Genomic DNA, 17,029 nt, shown 5'->3' with positions numbered 1-17,029 from the left:
TGGTTTTTGGGCTATTTGCTGTTCACTCATATCTCCCCTGCTCTGTCGCCCTCGTTCAACGCTGGCGTTTTGCGCAGGCTTCACCTATTAGACGCCCAACTGAAACCCCATCCCCCGAACAGAAAGCAGCAAGGCTTCCTCTATGAGTGGCTTCAAGGAACCCGGTTTTGCCGACCGCCAGAAAGCGGCCCTGCTGGCGCGGCAGCAGATCCTCAACAAGTTTCGCACCCAGCCGGGTCCTGATGATCCGGCCGTGAAGGCGCGCGCCGACGAGCGCGCAGCGACCGCCGAACGGCGTGAAAAGGCCAGAGAGGCCCGCGAGGTCGAGAAGGCCGAACAGAAGCGGCGCGAGGAAGAGGCCGCGGCGGCCGAGGCCGTCCGGATCGCCCGCGAAAAGGAAGAGGAAGTTGCCAGGCTCGCCGCAGAAGAGGCCGATCAGAAGGCCAAGCGCGACGCCCGCTACGCCGCCCGCAAGGAGCGCGGCAAGAAGAAGCGATAGGCTGATACGCTTCGGGCCCGCCACGATAGCGGGCCCGGCGATGATGGCATTGTGCCGGCGGGTCAGTTCTTCTTCATGCCGTCGTCTTTCTTCATCATCCCGCCATCCTTCTTCATGGCGTCGTCCTTCTTCATCATGCCACCGTCTTTCTTCATGGCATCCTTGGACCCCTCCTTGGACATCGTGTCCTCTTTCTTCATCCCGTCGTCCTTGCCCATCTTGTCCTGGGCAAACGCGGCGGGTGCGAGCGCAACGCTCAACGAGAGGAGCGCGGCCGAAAGGCCGATGCAGGTCTTGGTGGTCATGATGGTCATCCCTGGTGTGGTCGAATGTGAGAGCGACGAGTGCCGCTATCTTGTCGACGCGTCAGGACCATCGAACGTTACCTCAATGACGAATTCTTGAACCGCGGCGCCGCCCGCGTTCGGATGATCCACCGCGCACGGGGGTCGGACGACACTGCGTCGTCGCGCCGCACTGTGCATCGCAACAAGCCGGAGCTTGCCGTCGCGCGTCCACTCGCACTATCAGAGCCCTCGAACTATCAGACTAGAGAAGATTCACGCGAAGACCGGCTAAGGTGCGCCCAGCGCCGGCCTAACAGCCCATCAAGAAGCTCTTCAGGGGGGAACCCATGCTCACACGCCGCCACGTCCTCGCGTCCGCCCTCGCCGCGCCCGCCATCCTGCAGATGGGCACAGGCACTGCGCATGCCGCGACCACACTGAAAATCTCGCACCAGTTCCCCGGCGGCACCATCGACAAGGGCGACTTCCGCGACCGTCTCTGCCGGGTGTTCGCAGCCGAGGTGGCAAAGCGATCCGGCGGCGAGCTTGCCGCCGAGGTCTATCCGAACTCCTCGCTGATCAAGACCAACGCGCAGTTCTCGGCGATGCGCAAGGGCGCGCTCGATCTCAGCCTGTATCCGATGCCCTATGCCGGCGGTGAACTCCCGGAGACCAATATCGGCCTGATGCCGGGTCTCGTCACGACCTACGACCAGGGCATGCGCTGGAAGAAGGAGCCGGTCGGCAAGGCGCTGACCGATTTCCTCGCCGACAAGGGCATCATCTTGATCTCCTGGGTCTGGCAGGCCGGCGGTGTCGCCAGCCGCTCGAAGCCGATCGTGGCGCCGGAAGACGCCAAGGGCATGAAGGTGCGCGGCGGTTCGCGCGAAATGGACATGGTGCTTCAGACCGCCGGCGCCGCCGTGCTGTCGGTGCCCTCCAACGAGCTCTACGCGGCGATGCAGACCGGCGCCTGCGATGCCGGCATCACCTCCTCCACCAGCCTGATCTCGTTCCGCCTCGAGGAGATTGCGAAATCCCTGACCTCGGGCGCAGGCGCGTCCTACTGGTTCATGCTGGAGCCGCTGATGATGTCCAAGGCGATCTTCGACAAGCTGCCCAAGAACCAGCAGGACATCATCCTTTCGGTCGGCGAGGAGCTGGAAGCCTTCGGCCGCAAGGGCGCGCAGGACGACGACGCCGAGGTCGCCAAAGTCTATGAGAAGGCCGGCGCCAAGGTTAGCGCGCTCGACACCACGATCGTCGGCAAGTGGCGCGACATTGCGCGCGATACCGCCTGGAAGGACTACGGCGCCAAGACTGCGACCGCGGCCACTCTACTGAAACTCGCAAGCGACGTCGCCGCATGATGCATGGTCCGATCCCGGATCAAGCCGAAGCCGCAAGCCCTGTCGCGGGCAACACGCCCGTGGCGGTGCTCGAACGCGCGCTTTCCATCTGCAACAATATCATTGTGGTGTTTGCCGCGATCGCCCTGATCGCGGCCTGCGTGGTCCTCAGCTACAGCGTGCTCGGGCGCGCCGTCTTCCACATGGCGAACTACTGGCAGGACGAGGCCGCCGTGTTCCTGCTGGTCGGCGCCACCTTCATGTCCGCGGCCTATGTGCAGAGCCAGCGCGGCCATATCGGCATCGAGGCATTCGTCGGCCTGCTCTCGACGCGGGCGAACAGCGTCAGGCTCTGGCTGGTCGATGTCGCGAGCTTCGCGTTCTGCACCTTCTTCGCCTGGAAGTCCTGGACCCTGGCGCATGAGGCCTATGTCGACGGCCAGGTTTCCAACTCGATGTGGTCGCCGCCGCTCGCGATCCCCTATGTGCTGATGGCGCTTGGCATGACACTTCTCTGCGTGCAGATCCTGCTGCAGATCATCATTCCGCTGACCGGTGGCGCGCGCCGATGACCGTGTTTGGTATTGGCGTCTCCTACGGGCTCGCCACCCTGGTTGCGATGTTCTCGGGCATGCCGATTGCGTTCGCGCTGGGCGCCGTTGCAGTCGTGTTCATGGCCATCTACATGCCGGCGGCCTCGCTCGATACGGTGACGCAGAACGTCTACGAGGAGATGGCCTCGATCACGCTGCTGTCGATCCCGCTGTTCATCCTGAAGGGCGCTGCGATCGGAAAATCCCGCGCCGGTCAGGATCTCTATTCGGCGCTGCATGCCTGGCTGCATCGCGTGCCCGGCGGTCTCGGCGTCGCCAACGTGTTCGCCTGCGCGCTGTTCGCAGCGATGGCGGGCTCCTCACCGGCAACCTGCTCGGCGATCGGCTCGGCCGGCATCCCCGAGATGCGCAAGCGCGGCTATTCCGGCGGCTTCGCCGCAGGGATCATCGCCGCCGGCGGCACGCTCGGCATCCTGCTGCCGCCGTCGATCACGATGATCCTGTTTGCGGTCGCCGCCGAGAAATCGCTGGGCCGACTGTTCCTCGCCGGCATCGGCCCCGGGCTGTTGCTGGTGACGCTGTTCGGCGTCTACGCCGTGTATCGCTTCCGGAAAGAATATGCCGCGGCCCGCGCCGTCTATGACGCAACCGGCAAGGACGCAGCGATCCTGCAGCACGACGAGTTCACCATGGCCGAGCGCTTCAGCGCGCTGCCGCGGGTGCTGCCGTTCGTACTGCTGCTGACCGGCGTGATGATCGCGCTCTATGGCGGCTACTCAACGCCGTCGGAAACCGCCGGTCTCGGCGGCCTGCTGGCGCTCGCCTTGATTGCGGTGATCTACAGCGTATGGCGGCCGCGCGATCTGGCGCCGATCCTGAAATCGACGATCCGCGAATCCACCATGCTGATGATGATCATCGGCATGTCGCTGCTTTATTCCTACGTGATGAGCTATTTGCACATCTCGCAGTCGGTCGCCGAATCCATCGTCGCCATGCATCTGCCGCGCTGGGAGCTGCTGTTCGCGATCCTGGTGATGGTGATCATGCTCGGCTTCTTCCTGCCGCCGGTCTCGATCATCCTGATGACGGCACCGATCGTTCTACCGCCGCTGCGCGCTGCCAATTTCGACATCATCTGGTTCGGCATCGTCATGACCATCGTCATGGAGATGGGCCTGATCCATCCGCCCGTCGGCCTGAACATCTTCGTCATCCGCAATGTCGCGCCGGATATTCCCCTGAGCGAGGTGATCTGGGGCACGCTGCCGTTCGTGCTGCTGATGATGTTCGCGGTGCTGATGCTGTGCTTCTTCCCGGGGATTTCCACCTGGCTGCCGGATTTGGTGATGGGGTCGGACGGAAGCCGGTGAGCCTCCCGTAGGATGGGTGGAGCGAAGCGAAACCCATCACTGTCCGTGGGTTTCGCTTCGCTCTACCCACGCTACGAAGTTGTGCGGCGCTTCTTCGCGTTCAACGCACTCGCGACGCGGCTCACCGGCGGGCGACCCAGCAACCCCGCGACCTCGTTGGTCGCCGCGAGCAGCTTCTCCATGTCGACGCCGGTCCTGATCCCCATCCCCTCAAGCATGTAGACGACATCCTCGGTCGCCACATTCCCCGTCGCACCGGGCGCATAGGGGCAGCCGCCGAGACCGCCGGCGGCACCGTCGATGACACGAACGCCCTCCTCCATGCCGGCATAGAGGTTCGCGAGCGCCTGGCCGTAAGTGTCGTGGAAATGCATTGCGAGCTTGTCAGCGGGCACCTCGCCGGCGACAGCCCGCAGCATCTGCTTGGCCTTGAGCGGCGTGCCGACGCCGATGGTGTCGCCGAGCGATATCTCGTAGCACCCGAGATCCCACAATATCTTCGCGAGATCAGCGACAGCCTTCGGCTTGATCTCGCCGTCGAACGGACATCCCAGCACGCAGGAAACATAACCGCGGACCTTGACGCCATCGTCCCTGGCGCGCGCAAGAACCGGCTTGAACCGTTCGATGGAGTCCGCAATCGAGCAATTGATGTTGGCGCGCGAAAACCCTTCGGATGCGGCCGCGAACACCGACACGACCTTGGCGCCGGCTGCGCGCGCGGCGTCGTAGCCCTTCTCGTTCGGCACCAGCACATGGAATTCGGCGCCTTTGACGTGGCTGATACCGCGCAGCACCTGGTCCGAACTCGCCATCTGCGGGATCGCCTTGGGCGAGACAAAGGCGCCGACCTCGACGGTGGTGAGTCCTGCCGCTACCAGCGTCTCGACAAACGCGATGCGCGCTTCGACGCTAACGAGCGTCTTCTCATTCTGGAGGCCGTCGCGCGGCCCCATTTCGATGATGCTGATATGATCGCTCATGACGCCGCCGCCGGCTCGATCTCGGCCAGCTCGACACCTTCGCCGACGATGTCGCCGACCTTGCATTTGAGCTTCTTCAGCACGCCCGCATAGGGCGCGCGCAAGGTCTGCTCCATCTTCATGACTTCCAGCGTCAGGATCGGCGCGCCCTTCTCCAATGTCGCACCTTCCTCGGCAAGCAGCGCAACGACGGTGCCCGGCAGCGGCGCCACGATCTTGTCCTCGCCGACCTGCTCCTCGCTCTCGCCGCCGAACGGATCGATCCAGTGCAGGTCGAAGCGGCCGTTGCGGGTGCGCAGATAAAGCTCGTGGCCGTCGACAACGGACGCGACGCGCGACTTGAGTCCATTGAGCGTCAGATCGAATCCGCCGTCACCAGGTGATGAGATGGTGAAGGCAAGTTCGTGCCCGCCGACGGACAAGGTCGATGGTCCGTGGCCATAGTGCAACGTGATGGTCTGCTCGGCGGTATGACCATGCCGGAACGAGAAGACGCGCTGGCGGCGGCCGACCGGCATCCAGCCAAAGGTCTGCCAGGGCGAATTGGCGGCGCCTCGCGCGGCATTCTGCTCCTCGTTGACGATCGCAGCCACCGCCGCGCAAAGCTCGAACTCGCCGGCACCACCCTTGTCGGCGGTCAGGTTCTTCAGCTCGCGCTCGATGAAGCCGGTGTCAATCCTGTTGGCCCGTGTCTCCGGATGCATCACCAACGCCGACAGGAACGGGATGTTGGTGACGATGCCGCGGACGTCGGTCTGCTCCAGCCCGCGGTTGAGCTTCTCGATGGCGGCCTCGCGGGTCGGCGCCCAGGCGATCACCTTGGCCAGCATCGCGTCGTAGTAAGGCGATACGGCGTCGCCGCTGCGATAGCCGGCATCAATGCGCAGGCCGTCGCCCTCTGGTGGGGTCCGCCAGGTCTTGATCCGGCCGACCGAGGGCATGAAATTCTTCTGCGGGTTCTCGGCGTAGACCCGGGCCTCGATGGCGTGGCCGTCGAGCTTGATCTCGTCCTGCTTCAGCGGCAATGCCTCGCCGAAGGCGACGCGGAGCTGCCATTCGACCAGATCGATGCCGGTAATCAACTCGGTCACGGGATGTTCGACCTGCAGGCGCGTGTTCATCTCGATGAAGAACACGTCCTTGCCGTCGGAGACGAACTCGATGGTGCCGGCGCCGACGTAGTTGACCGCACCGGCCGCCTTGCGCGCGGCTGCGCAGACCGCCTCGCGTTGCGCTGAATTCAGCGTCGGCGACGGTGCCTCCTCGATCACCTTCTGGTGCCGCCGTTGCAGCGTGCATTCGCGCTCCCACAGCGAGAGCAGATTGCCATGGCTGTCGCCGACGATCTGAACCTCGATATGCCGGGGGTTCTGGACGTATTTCTCGATCAGCATGCGGTCGTCGCCGAACGCCGCCTTGGCCTCGCGCTTGGCGCTGACGATCGCGGCCGACAATTCGGCGGCCGAATTGACCACGCGCATGCCGCGGCCGCCACCGCCGGCGGAGGCCTTCGCCAATACCGGGAAGCCGATCCGGTTGGCCGCTTCCGCAAGGGTCGCCTCGTCCTGGGCCTCGCCGTGATAGCCGGGCACCAAGGGCACACCGGCTTTCTCCATCAGCGCCTTCGAGCCCGATTTGGATCCCATCGCCGTCATCATCTCGGCGGTTGGGCCGACGAACACCAGTCCGGCGTCGAGGCAAGCCTGCGCGAATTCGGCGTTCTCCGAGAGGAAGCCATAGCCGGGGTGCACGGCCTCGGCGCCGGTCTCGCGGGCGGCGGCGATCACGCGCTCAATGTTGAGATAGCTGTCGCGCGCCCGCGCGGGGCCGAGCAGCACGGCCTCGTCGGCGAGCCCGACATGCATGGCGTCGCGGTCGGCTTCCGAATAGACCGCCACTGTGCGCAGCCCCATGGCGTGCGCGGAGCGGATGACGCGGCAGGCGATCTCGCCGCGATTGGCGATCAGCAGCGTACGGAAACGCCGGTAGAGTTTTGAGCGGTCCATCATCAGATCCTGCATCACATCCTGAACAGGCCGAATTTCGTCGGTTCGATCGGCGCATTAGCGGCGGCCGATAGCCCAAGCCCCAGCACCAGCCGCGTATCGGCGGGATCGATCACTCCGTCGTCCCAGAGCCGCGCGGTGGCATAATAGGGATTGCCCTGGCTCTCATATTGAGCGCGGATCGGCGCGCGGAATTTGTCCTCCTCGTCCGCCGACCAGGCCTCGCCCTTGGCCTCGATATTGTCACGGCGCACCTGGCTCAACACCATCGAGGCCTGCTCGCCGCCCATCACCGAGATGCGGGCGTTGGGCCACAGCCAGAGGAAGCGCGGACTGTAGGACCGGCCGCACATGCCGTAATTGCCGGCGCCGTAGGAGCCGCCGATCACGACGGTGAATTTTGGCACGCCGGCGGTCGCAACAGCCGTCACCAACTTGGCGCCGTCACGCGCGATGCCGCCGGCCTCGTATTTCTTGCCGACCATAAAGCCGGTGATGTTCTGCAAAAACACCAGCGGAATGCCGCGCTGGCAGCACAGCTCGATGAAATGCGCGCCCTTCAGCGAACTCTCGCTGAACAGGATGCCGTTGTTGGCGATGATGCCGACCGGATAGCCCCAGATATGGGCGAAGCCGCAGATCAGCGTGGTCCCGTAGAGCTTCTTGAACTCGTCGAATTCGGAGCCGTCGACGATCCGCGCGATGATGTCGTGCACGTCGAACGGTTTTCTGCCGTCGGCGGAGACGACGCCGTAGATCTCTTCCGCTGGAAACAACGGCTCTTGCGGCTGACGCATATTGAGCGACGCAGGCGTCGGCTGCTTCAGGGTGCCGACGATGCGCCGGGCGATCCCGATCGCGTGCGCATCGTTCTGGGCGTAGTGATCGGTCACACCTGATTGCCGCGAATGGACATCGGCGCCGCCGAGTTCCTCGGCCGTGACAACCTCACCGGTCGCAGCCTTCACCAGCGGCGGGCCGCCGAGGAAGATCGTGCCCTGATTGCGCACGATGATGCTCTCGTCCGACATCGCCGGCACATAGGCGCCACCGGCCGTGCAGGATCCCATCACGATCGCCACCTGCGGAATGCCAGCAGCGGACATCTGCGCCTGGTTGTAGAAGATGCGGCCGAAATGCCGCTCGTCGGGGAAAATCTCGTCCTGCAGCGGCAGGAACGCGCCGCCGGAATCGACCATGTAGACGCAAGGTAGATTGTTCTGCCGCGCGATGTCCTGGGCGCGCAGATGTTTCTTCACCGTCATCGGGTAGTAAGTGCCGCCCTTGATGGTGGCGTCGTTGGCGACGATGATGCATTCGCGCCCCGAAATGCGTCCCACCCCGGTCACGACGCTCGCCGAATGCACGTCACCGCCATAGAGGCCGTTGGCGGCCAGCGGCGACAGTTCGAGGAATGCGGTGCCGGGGTCGACCAGGAGATCGACGCGATCGCGCGCCAGCATCTTGCCGCGTGACGTATGACGGGCGCGAGACACCTTGCCGCCGCCGCCGGCAACCTGATTGAGCTTGTCGCGAAGCTCCGCGACCAGGCCGCGCATCACGTCGGCGTTGCGGGCGAATTCGGAGGATGTGGGATCGATCGTCGAATGAAGCGGCATGTGCGTTGCACGTCTCGTTGGGGATACCGACAAGGACTTGTGGAAAAGATTATCGCGCGAATCCTACGCCGTCTTTGCAAACAACTCGCGGCCGATCAGCATGCGGCGAATTTCGCTGGTGCCGGCGCCGATCTCGTAGAGTTTTGCATCGCGCAACAGGCGGCCGGTGGGATAGTCGTTGATGTAGCCATTGCCGCCGAGCAATTGCATCGCATCCAGCGCGCATTGGGTGGCCTTCTCGGCAGCGTAGAGGATGGCGCCTGCGGCGTCCTCGCGCGTGGTCTCGCCGCGGTCGCAGGCTTTCGCCACCGCGTACACATAGGCGCGCGAGGCGTTCATCGTGGTGTACATGTCGGCGAGCTTGCCCTGCACCAGTTGGAACGTGCCGATCGGCTCGCCGAATTGTTTGCGCTCGTGGACGTAAGGCAGCACCACGTCCATGCAGGCCTGCATGATGCCGATCGGACCGGCCGCCAGCACTGCGCGCTCATAGTCGAGCCCGCTCATCAACACGTTGACCCCGCGGCCAACCTCGGAGAGCACGTTCTCCTCGGGCACCTCGCAATCCTCGAACACCAATTCGCAGGTGTCGGAGCCGCGCATGCCGAGCTTGTCGAGCTTCTGCGCGGTGGAAAAACCCTTCATGCCCTTTTCGATGATGAAAGCGGTGATGCCGCGCGGGCCGGCGTTCGGATCGGTCTTGGCATAGACCACCAGCGTCTCGGCCACCGGGCCGTTGGTGATCCACATCTTGTTGCCGTTCAGCACAAAGCGGTCGCCCTTCTTCTCGGCGCGGGTCTTCATCGAGACCACGTCGGAGCCGGCCGACGGCTCCGACATCGCCAGCGCCCCGACATGCTCGCCCGAGATCAGTTTGGGCAGATATTTCCGCTTCTGCTCCTCGCTGCCGTTGCGGCGGATCTGGTTGACGCAGAGGTTGGAATGCGCGCCGTAGGCAAGCCCGACCGAGGCCGAGGCTCGCGAAATCTCCTCGACCGCGATGCAATGCTCGAGATAGCCGAGGCCCGAACCGCCATATTCCTCCTCGACCGTGATGCCGTGCAGGCCGAGCGCACCGATCTTCGGCCAGAGGTCGCGCGGGAATTGATTGCTGCGATCGATCTCGGCGGCACGCGGGGCGATCTCGTTGCTCGAGAAATCATGCACCGTCTCGCGGATCGCATCCGCGGTTTCGCCGAGGTCGAAATTGAAGATTGCCGCCTGGTTCGAGGCCATGATCCCTCCCTGTGAGATTCATTCTGCAATTAAACGATCATACGTTTTTTTATTTCTTTCGCAAGCGGCTCTGCTATAGTTCGTGCGTGAGTTCCGCAGCGCATTGAATCTGCTTGGATTTTGTGCAACAAACATACGGTCGTTTGCTTGTTTCTGCACGTCTCTGGCAAGCCAACACCCATCCCGAGGCCCTCGATGGCACGCACGATCGGCTCACACGGCCCCACGACGCTGGAGGCGATCCGCAAGGCCGGCGTGCGCCTGATCTTCGAGCAAGGCTATGAGGCGATGAGCCTGCGCCAGCTCGCCGCCGAGGTCGGCATCCAGGCCGGCTCGCTCTACAACCATATCTCAACCAAGCAGGAATTGTTGTTCGACCTGGTGCAGGACCATATCAACGATTTGCTGCGGCAGCTTGACCTCGCTTTGGAGGGAAAGACCGATCCGGTCGAGAGGCTGCGCAGCTTCGTCGCCTTCCACGTCACCTACCACATGACCCGCAAGCGCGAGGTCTTCATCGCCAATTCCGAGCTGCGCAGCCTGGAGCCGAAGAACTACGACGTGGTGGTGACGCTGCGCGGCGCCTACGAGCAGCGGCTGGCGCAGATCCTCGCGGACGGGGTGTCCGAAGGCGCCTTCGAGGTGGTCGACATCCAGGTCGCAACCTTTGCCATCATCGCGCTGTTGACCGGGCTGTGCACCTGGTACCGCCCCGGCGGCCGGCTGACCAAGGAGGCGATCGTCGCGGCCCACGAGAAGCTGGTGCTGTCGGGGGTGGCGCCGCAGGCGGTGCTCGGCGAGACAGGCAAGGGCGGCAGCCGTCAACGCAGCGTCCTGGCCGGTGAGCAGCCGTGACGGAGCGTCACCAGCTCGACGACATCGACCTCAAGATCCTGTCCGAGCTGCAGCAGGATGGCCGGATCAGGATCAACGAACTCGCCGCCCGTGTCGGCATCACCGCCCCACCCTGCCTTCGCCGTGTCAGGACCTTGCGCAGCCTTGGCGTGATCCAGGCGATCCGCGCCACAATCGACGAACGGCTGCTCGGCTATGAGGTGACGACCTTCGTCCTGATCCAGCTCGACAGCCAGAATCTGGCCGCGATCGAAGCATTCGAGGCGGCGGTCGCTGCCGTTCCGCGTTTCCTGAAATGCTGGCGGATTTCCGGGGATGCCGACTTCATGCTCAAATGCGTCGCACCCGATGTCGACGATATGCGCCGGCAGCTGCTGCAATTCGCAGGCCTGCCCAATGTGCGTAAAATTAGAAGCTTTCCGGTGCTCGGCGTCTCCAAGGACGCCCCGCTGCCCATTGCCGGCAGCCTCGCCGTTCCAAACCCAGCGGCCTGATTCCTGGCCCCTTAGTGGGTCCAAAGCTTAGTGAGTCCAAGGCTCCCAGCGGCCGAACGCGAAATTGTCGGCATAGGCGATCTGGCGATGCGCCGAATCCTTCGGCTCGAGCACTTGGTAGGCGACGCCCTTCCGCTCGCAATAGGCAATCGCCTCTTCCTTGGTCTCGAAGCGGAGCGTGAGCTGCTGCTTCATGTCGCCGGATGAGGTCCAGCCCATCAGCGGCTCCACCGTCCGCGGCTGCTCCGGTTCGTAATCCAGTTGCCATTCTTTGGTCTTGGCACGTCCCGATTGCATCGCGTTTTTGGCGGGCTTAAAAATGCGTGCGGTCATGGATGGTCGGGCCCCGTGGGAGGTGCAAGATTGAAGCGGTTGGAGGAAACCGCCGGGACAGTATAGAGACACCGTTCGGGACTTGATCGGTGATTCCCTGCCCTCGGAAGCTACCTTCACCGGACCGGTATAGTCATTCTGCTAAGCTGTGACAATCTGGGCTTCGGGATCGTTCTGCCCCACGCGGCGAGGCCGAAGCATCACCTCGAAGAAGCGGGACCCCATGGAAATTCACGCTCACCTGCCCGAAAAAGGACGTGACCTCCGGCTCGACCTGTTCCGCGGGATCGCGAACTGGGCGATCTATCTCGATCACATCCCCGACAATATCGTGAACTGGATCACGACCCGGAATTACGGCTTCAGCGACGCCGCCGACCTCTTCGTCTTCATCTCCGGCTACACGGCGTCGTTTGTCTATGCCCGCATGATGATGGAGCGCGGCTTCATCGTCGGCGCCACGCGGCTGACCAAGCGTGTCTGGCAGCTCTATGTCGCCCACATCATCCTGTTCGTGATCTACATCGCCTCGATCAGCTACCTCGCGCTGCGCTTCGGCGATTCCGAGATGATCAACGAGTTCAACGTCGCCGGCCTCGTCGACAATGCGACCGAGACGCTGCGGCAGGGACTTTTCCTGAAGTTCAAGCCGGTCAATCTCGACGTGCTGCCGCTCTACATCGTGCTGATGGGGCTGTTTCCGCCGGTGCTGTGGATCATGCTGCGGCAGCCGAACTGGACCATGCTGGCGTCGATCGCGCTGTGGCTGGTCGCGCGGCAGATGGGTTGGAATCTGGCGGCCTACCCGGCGGGGACCTGGTACTTCAATCCATACTGCTGGCAGGTGCTGTTCGTATTCGGATCATGGTGCGCGATGGGCGGTGCACGCCAGAACATGCACATCATCAATTCGCCCTACACGCTCTGGTTCTGCATCGCCTATATGATCTTCGCACTGATCATGACGATGGCAGGGCGCTTCCCGGACAGCCTTGGTGCCATGTTCCCGCATTGGCTCTATGCGGAGTTCAACCCGAACGACAAGACCAACCTTGCGCCCTATCGATTCCTGCACTTCGTGGTCATCACCGTGCTGGTGATCCGCTTCGTGCCGAAGGACTGGTCGGCGCTGGAGTGGAAGGTGTTCGATCCGGTCATCGTCTGCGGCCAGCAGTCGCTCGCGGTGTTCTGCGTCGGCGTGTTCCTGTCCTTCGTCGGGCATTTCGAGCTGTCGATGAGCTCGGGCTCGCTGTTCGCCCAGATCTTCGTCAGCGTCTCCGGCATCGCGATCATGACGATCGTGGCCTACTACATCTCCTGGTCGAAACGGCAGGACAAGCCGGTCAAGCCGCCGGCAGCAGCCAAGCCGCCTGCGGCGCCGGCCAAAGCGGCCTGACCGAAGGCCGGCTGACGATCTGCCTCACTTGCCCGGCGGCCGGCCCTTGCCGGCCGGTCGGTCGTTGCGCCACCTGCCCTGCGACGAGATCCCGCCCCAGGAGCTGGTCCAGCTATATTCCGCGGCTGGTGCCTTCGCTATGCTGTCCTGACTTCGCGCTCCCTGCAGAGCAAATGCAGCGCCCTGAGGGTCGAGGCAACGGACGATCCAGCTGCCGTCGGGCAACTCCAGCGGGCCCGCATAGACCCGTCCGCCGCCGGTCTTCACCCGCACTGTGGCGGCGTCGATGTCATCGACATTGAAGTAATAGAGCCAGAACGGGATCGGTTCGAGCGGCCGCTTGTTGAAGATACCGCCGGCAGTCAGCCCGCCAGCCGAGAACAACTGATAGGGCTCGTCGGCAGCCAAATCGGACTGAGCTTGCTGCCAGCCGAAAACCTCGCTGTAGAACCCGAAGGCCTTGCGCCAGTCGGCGGCCAGCAATTCATGCCAGCAGACACCCCAGGGCGCATCGAGGTCAGCGACCATCGACGGAGCGACCTTCAAACCGCCCACCAATCCAAACGTCGCCCGTTGCGGATCGGCGACGATCGAGACGCGGCCGATATTGGTGTTGGTCGGCGGCACATAGACGGCGCCGCCAAGCTTTTGAATCCGGCCAACGGTCGCGTCGATATCGCCGACGCCGACATAGCCGATCCATCTCGGCATCGCTCCCTGCCGCCTGCCTTCTTCCGGCAGCTCCATCAGGCCGGTTCGCGGGCTCCCGCCTGACATGAACAAATTGTAAGAAAGCCCGGGCGTGGAAATGTCCTTCGCTTCCCAGCTCAGCACGCTGCCGTAGAAGGTGCTCGCGCCCGCCACATCCGTGGTCAGCAGTTCGTACCAGGCGAAGCTCGCGCCATCACCCTCCATGCCGATTCCTCGCTTCGTCCTCAGGGTAATCGCAGTGCAGCATGGGCGTTTCGCGCAGCTTGAAATTGTCGACGAAGGGCCCGTCACAGCACCGGCTGCTGATCTCGTTCATCAAGATGAACCGCAGCATGAACAAGAGCATGAACGCTCGATGAACAGCATGAATGCATCACGAAACGTCGTGCGACAGCATAGCGAGTCTTGCATGGTCAGATTGTCGAGCGTACAAATACGCAGGGTGGACTCGAGACTACAGTTTTATCAGGAATGGAGGATGCGACTATGCCACGGGTGAAGCAAGCCCCCAAGCGGAAGCGTGTGACCAAGGCCGCCATGCCCGCGTTGGGTGCGGCCGGATTGACTCTCTCACTGGTGGGAAGTGCGTCCGCATCGGCAGTGCCGGCGGCGGACTTGCCGCAGACTTCGCACTACGTGCCGACCCAAGCCATCACACTCGGCGAGGAAGAAATCGCCGACGTCAGCCTGGCAACGTTCCACCTGTTCGACAAGGAGAACGTCGGAGCTGGCGTTCAGGTCGCGTGGCGCGGCTGCGGCGGTTGCCGCGGTTGCCGTGGCTGCCGCGGTTGTCGTGGTTGCCGCTGCGGCGGTGGTTGCGGCGGCGGCTGCTGCCTGTCGTGGGGCGCCTGCCGCGTCTGCTAAGCCAGACAGCATCGCGTTGACCAACATCAATCGTCATGGCCGGGTTCGACGCAGGTCGGCCCGGCCATTTCATGTTGTCGACCTTCCATGTTGTCGCCGTTTCATGTTGTGATGTGTCATGGCGCGGCGCGCTTCGGGCAACAGCGTGGGGACGCTGAGCTCAACGCCTTGCCTGCTCCGCAACATCGGCGCGCAAGCTGTACAGGAACGAGTCTTTGCCCAAAAAATCCACTCCGCAGGCCAACAAGGACGTTTTGCAGTTCGCACCGAATTTCACGGCCTACGTACTGCCTCCCGATGTCGTCTGCCTCTATTCAGAAGACCGCAAATTCTTTCTTCACGGCGAGCTCTACTGCGCGCTTGCTTCGGCAATCGGCACAAACGGAAGCAGTGTCGCCAAGCTGGTTGGCGACCTCGGGCGAAGATTTCCCCCTGACACCATCAATGAAGCTATCAAGCGGCTGCTCGATCGCCGCTATTTGATCTCGAAGCCGCCAGCTCCCAACGACGTTGTCGCCGGGTTTTGGGAAAGTCTCGGCCTGCCCGCCGCGGTCGCCGAGCAAAACCTTCAGAACTGCCGCGTGAAGCTTGAAACGATCGACGTCAAAGGCGCGGCTGAATTGACCAAGGCGCTCGGGGATATCGGCGTCCGCATCGTCAAGACATCGCCCAACCTCACGGTCACGCTGGTCAACGATTATCTCGACCAGCGGCTGGCCGAGCGCAACCTTGCTCGGGTCTCCGATAAGTCTCCCTGGCTGCTGGTTCAACCCTCCGGCGTGTTCCCCCTGGTCGGCCCGGTCTTCAATCCGGGTGAGAGCGCCTGCTGGACCTGTCTGTTCGATCGGATGATCCGCAACCGCGAGGTCAAGGGATTCCTCAATCGCGGCGGCGCGCGTCCGGTCGCGGTGTCGCCGCTTACGCAGCACACCGTCGGGCAAAGCGCGATTCAGTTTGCGGCGGTCGAGATAGCCAAGGCGATCGCAAGCGGCTTCCGCACCGATCTGCGCAATCACATCGTGAGCCTCGACCTGCTGGGCTCGACCATCGCCAGGCACTACGTGGCGCATCGCCCGCAATGTCCGACCTGCGGCAGCAAGAAACTGCAAAACCCGCGGCGGGCACCACAGCCGATCGAATTGGGACCGGGCGCCAAGCTCGTCATGACCAGCGGCGGCTATCGCGCCGTGTCGTCGCGCGCCACGGTGGCGAAGTTCAAGAAGCACGTCAGCCCGCTCACCGGCGTGGTAACGCGGCTGGAGCGGATCGAAGTCGATCTGCCGATGAACACCAATTTCTACGCCCAGCACAATTTCTCCGCGCCGGCGCAGAGCGTCGACCAGCTCCGCTCAGGGCTAAGCGGCGGCAGCTTCGGCAAGGGCAGCACCGCCGAGCAAGGCGAAGCCAGCGCATTGATGGAAGCGATCGAGCGCTATTCGGGAATCTTTCAAGGCGACGAAATCCGGGCTCGAAAACGTTTCACCGATTTTCCGGCAGGTGATGCGATCCGCCCGAACGACATCCTGCTGTTCAGCGAAGAGCAGTTCCGCACCCGCAGCGTGCACAATCACGACGATTCGCATCCCACCCAACCGGCGCCGGAACCGTTCGATCCGTCGGAACGGATCGAATGGACCCCGGTCTGGTCGCTGCGCGACAAACGCTTCCGCCAGATCCCAACCAGCTTGCTGTATTTTTTCTACGAGGGCCCGGCAGGCTTCGCCGCCGATTCCAACGGCTGCGCGGCCGGCAACACCCGCGAGGAGGCGATCACACAAGGCTTCCTTGAACTGATGGAGCGCGATGCCTACGCGATCTGGTGGTACAACCGATCGCGGCGGGCGGAAGTCGATCTCAACCAGTTCGATGATTCCTATGTTCGTGATCTCAAGTCCCAGCTCGAGGAATCCGGCCGCAAGCTGTGGGTGCTCGACATCACCAGCGATCTCGCCATCCCGACCTATGTCGCGATCGTGCACTGGATGCAGAACGGACAGGAGAATATCGAGTTCGGCTCCGGCTCGCACTTCGACCCACGCATCGCCCTGCTGCGGTCGTTGACGGAGTTGAACCAGTTCCTGTCGATCGGACTGATGGGCGGCGGCACGGGCGAAAAGCCGAGCCTCGATGGCATCAATCCGCTGCGGTTGGAAGACTATCCGTTCCTGATTCCGGATCCCAATCCGATCATTCCGCCCGCCCCCGCGGCCAAGGTGCCGCTCGACAATGCGCGCGCGCAGGCCGATGCCTGTGTCGAGATCGCGGCGCGCGCCGGGATGGACTTTCTGGTGCTGGATCAGACCCGGCCGGACGTCGAGGTTCCGGTGGTCCGGGTCATCGTTCCCGGCATGCGGCATTTCTATCGCCGCTTCGGGCCGGGGCGGCTCTATGATGTCCCCGTCAAGCTTGGATTGCGCGATCGGCCGTCGCTGGAAAGCGAACTGACGCCGTTCCTCCCGCATAGTTGAGG

Annotated in this window: 16 protein-coding genes; 9 read left to right on the top strand and 7 right to left on the bottom strand. The window is 63.3% G+C overall.

The window, feature by feature from the left end; translation table 11 throughout:
• Positions 1–142: 142 nt before the first annotated feature.
• Positions 143–499 (top strand): DUF6481 family protein, encoded by a 357-nt coding sequence (locus UP09_RS30195; protein ID WP_044541997.1) that lies wholly within the window; start codon positions 143–145, stop codon positions 497–499.
• 62 nt (positions 500–561) lie between these two features.
• Here UP09_RS30195 and UP09_RS30190 read toward each other — a convergent pair whose 3' ends face one another.
• Positions 562–813 carry a pentapeptide MXKDX repeat protein gene (locus tag UP09_RS30190; protein WP_044541996.1) on the bottom strand — a complete coding sequence of 84 codons (252 nt, stop codon included), beginning with the start codon at positions 811–813 and terminating at the stop codon, positions 562–564.
• 320 nt (positions 814–1,133) lie between these two features.
• On the opposite strand from UP09_RS30190, the gene dctP reads away from it, so the two are divergent.
• From dctP to UP09_RS30175, 3 genes are read left to right on the top strand one after another with little or no spacing between them, the layout of a single operon-like run.
• Positions 1,134–2,156 (top strand): TRAP transporter substrate-binding protein DctP, encoded by a 1,023-nt coding sequence (gene dctP / locus UP09_RS30185; protein ID WP_044541995.1) that lies wholly within the window; start codon positions 1,134–1,136, stop codon positions 2,154–2,156.
• Positions 2,153–2,707 carry a TRAP transporter small permease gene (locus tag UP09_RS30180; RefSeq protein WP_044541994.1) on the top strand — a complete coding sequence of 185 codons (555 nt, stop codon included), beginning with the start codon at positions 2,153–2,155 and terminating at the stop codon, positions 2,705–2,707. The genes dctP and UP09_RS30180 overlap by 4 nt, the downstream gene beginning before the upstream one ends.
• Positions 2,704–4,062, top strand: coding sequence for a TRAP transporter large permease (locus UP09_RS30175; RefSeq protein ID WP_044541993.1), 1,359 nt, complete (start codon positions 2,704–2,706; stop codon positions 4,060–4,062). Before UP09_RS30180 ends, UP09_RS30175 begins: the two co-directional genes overlap by 4 nt.
• A gap of 71 nt (positions 4,063–4,133) precedes the next feature.
• Here the strand turns inward: UP09_RS30175 and UP09_RS30170 are convergent, their stop codons facing one another.
• From UP09_RS30170 to UP09_RS30155, 4 genes are all read right to left on the bottom strand, one after another.
• On the bottom strand, positions 4,134–5,045 hold the full coding sequence (locus tag UP09_RS30170; RefSeq protein WP_044541992.1) for a hydroxymethylglutaryl-CoA lyase: 912 nt from the start codon (positions 5,043–5,045) through the stop codon (positions 4,134–4,136).
• Complete coding sequence (locus UP09_RS30165) at positions 5,042–7,051, bottom strand: acetyl/propionyl/methylcrotonyl-CoA carboxylase subunit alpha (protein WP_044542655.1); 2,010 nt, start codon at positions 7,049–7,051, stop codon at positions 5,042–5,044. The genes UP09_RS30170 and UP09_RS30165 overlap by 4 nt, the downstream gene beginning before the upstream one ends.
• Before the next feature lie 14 nt (positions 7,052–7,065).
• Positions 7,066–8,670 (bottom strand): carboxyl transferase domain-containing protein, encoded by a 1,605-nt coding sequence (locus UP09_RS30160; RefSeq protein ID WP_044541991.1) that lies wholly within the window; start codon positions 8,668–8,670, stop codon positions 7,066–7,068.
• Between the two features lie 63 nt (positions 8,671–8,733).
• Positions 8,734–9,906: an isovaleryl-CoA dehydrogenase gene (locus UP09_RS30155; RefSeq protein ID WP_044541990.1), complete on the bottom strand. Its 1,173-nt coding sequence runs from the start codon at positions 9,904–9,906 to the stop codon at positions 8,734–8,736.
• Positions 9,907–10,101: 195 nt separating this feature from the next.
• On the opposite strand from UP09_RS30155, the gene UP09_RS30150 reads away from it, so the two are divergent.
• Both UP09_RS30150 and UP09_RS30145 read left to right on the top strand, forming a co-directional pair.
• Positions 10,102–10,761, top strand: a complete 660-nt coding sequence (locus tag UP09_RS30150; protein ID WP_044541989.1) for a TetR/AcrR family transcriptional regulator — start codon at positions 10,102–10,104, stop codon at positions 10,759–10,761.
• On the top strand, positions 10,758–11,255 hold the full coding sequence (locus UP09_RS30145) for an Lrp/AsnC family transcriptional regulator (protein WP_044541988.1): 498 nt from the start codon (positions 10,758–10,760) through the stop codon (positions 11,253–11,255). The genes UP09_RS30150 and UP09_RS30145 overlap by 4 nt, the downstream gene beginning before the upstream one ends.
• Positions 11,256–11,282: 27 nt before the next feature.
• On the opposite strand, the gene UP09_RS30140 is transcribed toward UP09_RS30145, so the two are convergent.
• On the bottom strand, positions 11,283–11,588 hold the full coding sequence (locus UP09_RS30140) for an ETC complex I subunit (protein ID WP_044541987.1): 306 nt from the start codon (positions 11,586–11,588) through the stop codon (positions 11,283–11,285).
• A gap of 223 nt (positions 11,589–11,811) precedes the next feature.
• Here UP09_RS30140 and UP09_RS30135 point away from each other — a divergent pair, with 223 nt between their 5' ends.
• Positions 11,812–12,984 carry an OpgC domain-containing protein gene (locus tag UP09_RS30135; protein ID WP_044541986.1) on the top strand — a complete coding sequence of 391 codons (1,173 nt, stop codon included), beginning with the start codon at positions 11,812–11,814 and terminating at the stop codon, positions 12,982–12,984.
• Positions 12,985–13,008: 24 nt separating this feature from the next.
• Here the strand turns inward: UP09_RS30135 and UP09_RS30130 are convergent, their stop codons facing one another.
• Entirely contained in the window at positions 13,009–13,899 is an 891-nt protein-coding gene (locus UP09_RS30130) for a VOC family protein (RefSeq protein WP_044541985.1), read from the bottom strand.
• 411 nt (positions 13,900–14,310) lie between these two features.
• Between UP09_RS30130 and UP09_RS30125 the strand changes: the two genes are divergently transcribed.
• Entirely contained in the window at positions 14,311–14,559 is a 249-nt protein-coding gene (locus UP09_RS30125; RefSeq protein ID WP_156164846.1) for a hypothetical protein, read from the top strand.
• A gap of 215 nt (positions 14,560–14,774) precedes the next feature.
• Positions 14,775–17,027, top strand: coding sequence for a TOMM precursor leader peptide-binding protein (locus UP09_RS30120; RefSeq protein WP_156164845.1), 2,253 nt, complete (start codon positions 14,775–14,777; stop codon positions 17,025–17,027).
• Positions 17,028–17,029 lie beyond the last annotated feature (2 nt).

The organism is Bradyrhizobium sp. LTSP885 (assembly GCF_000938305.1).
In the GTDB taxonomy this organism is placed as follows: domain Bacteria; phylum Pseudomonadota; class Alphaproteobacteria; order Rhizobiales; family Xanthobacteraceae; genus Bradyrhizobium.
This window is presented reverse-complemented; position numbering and strand designations above follow the sequence as displayed.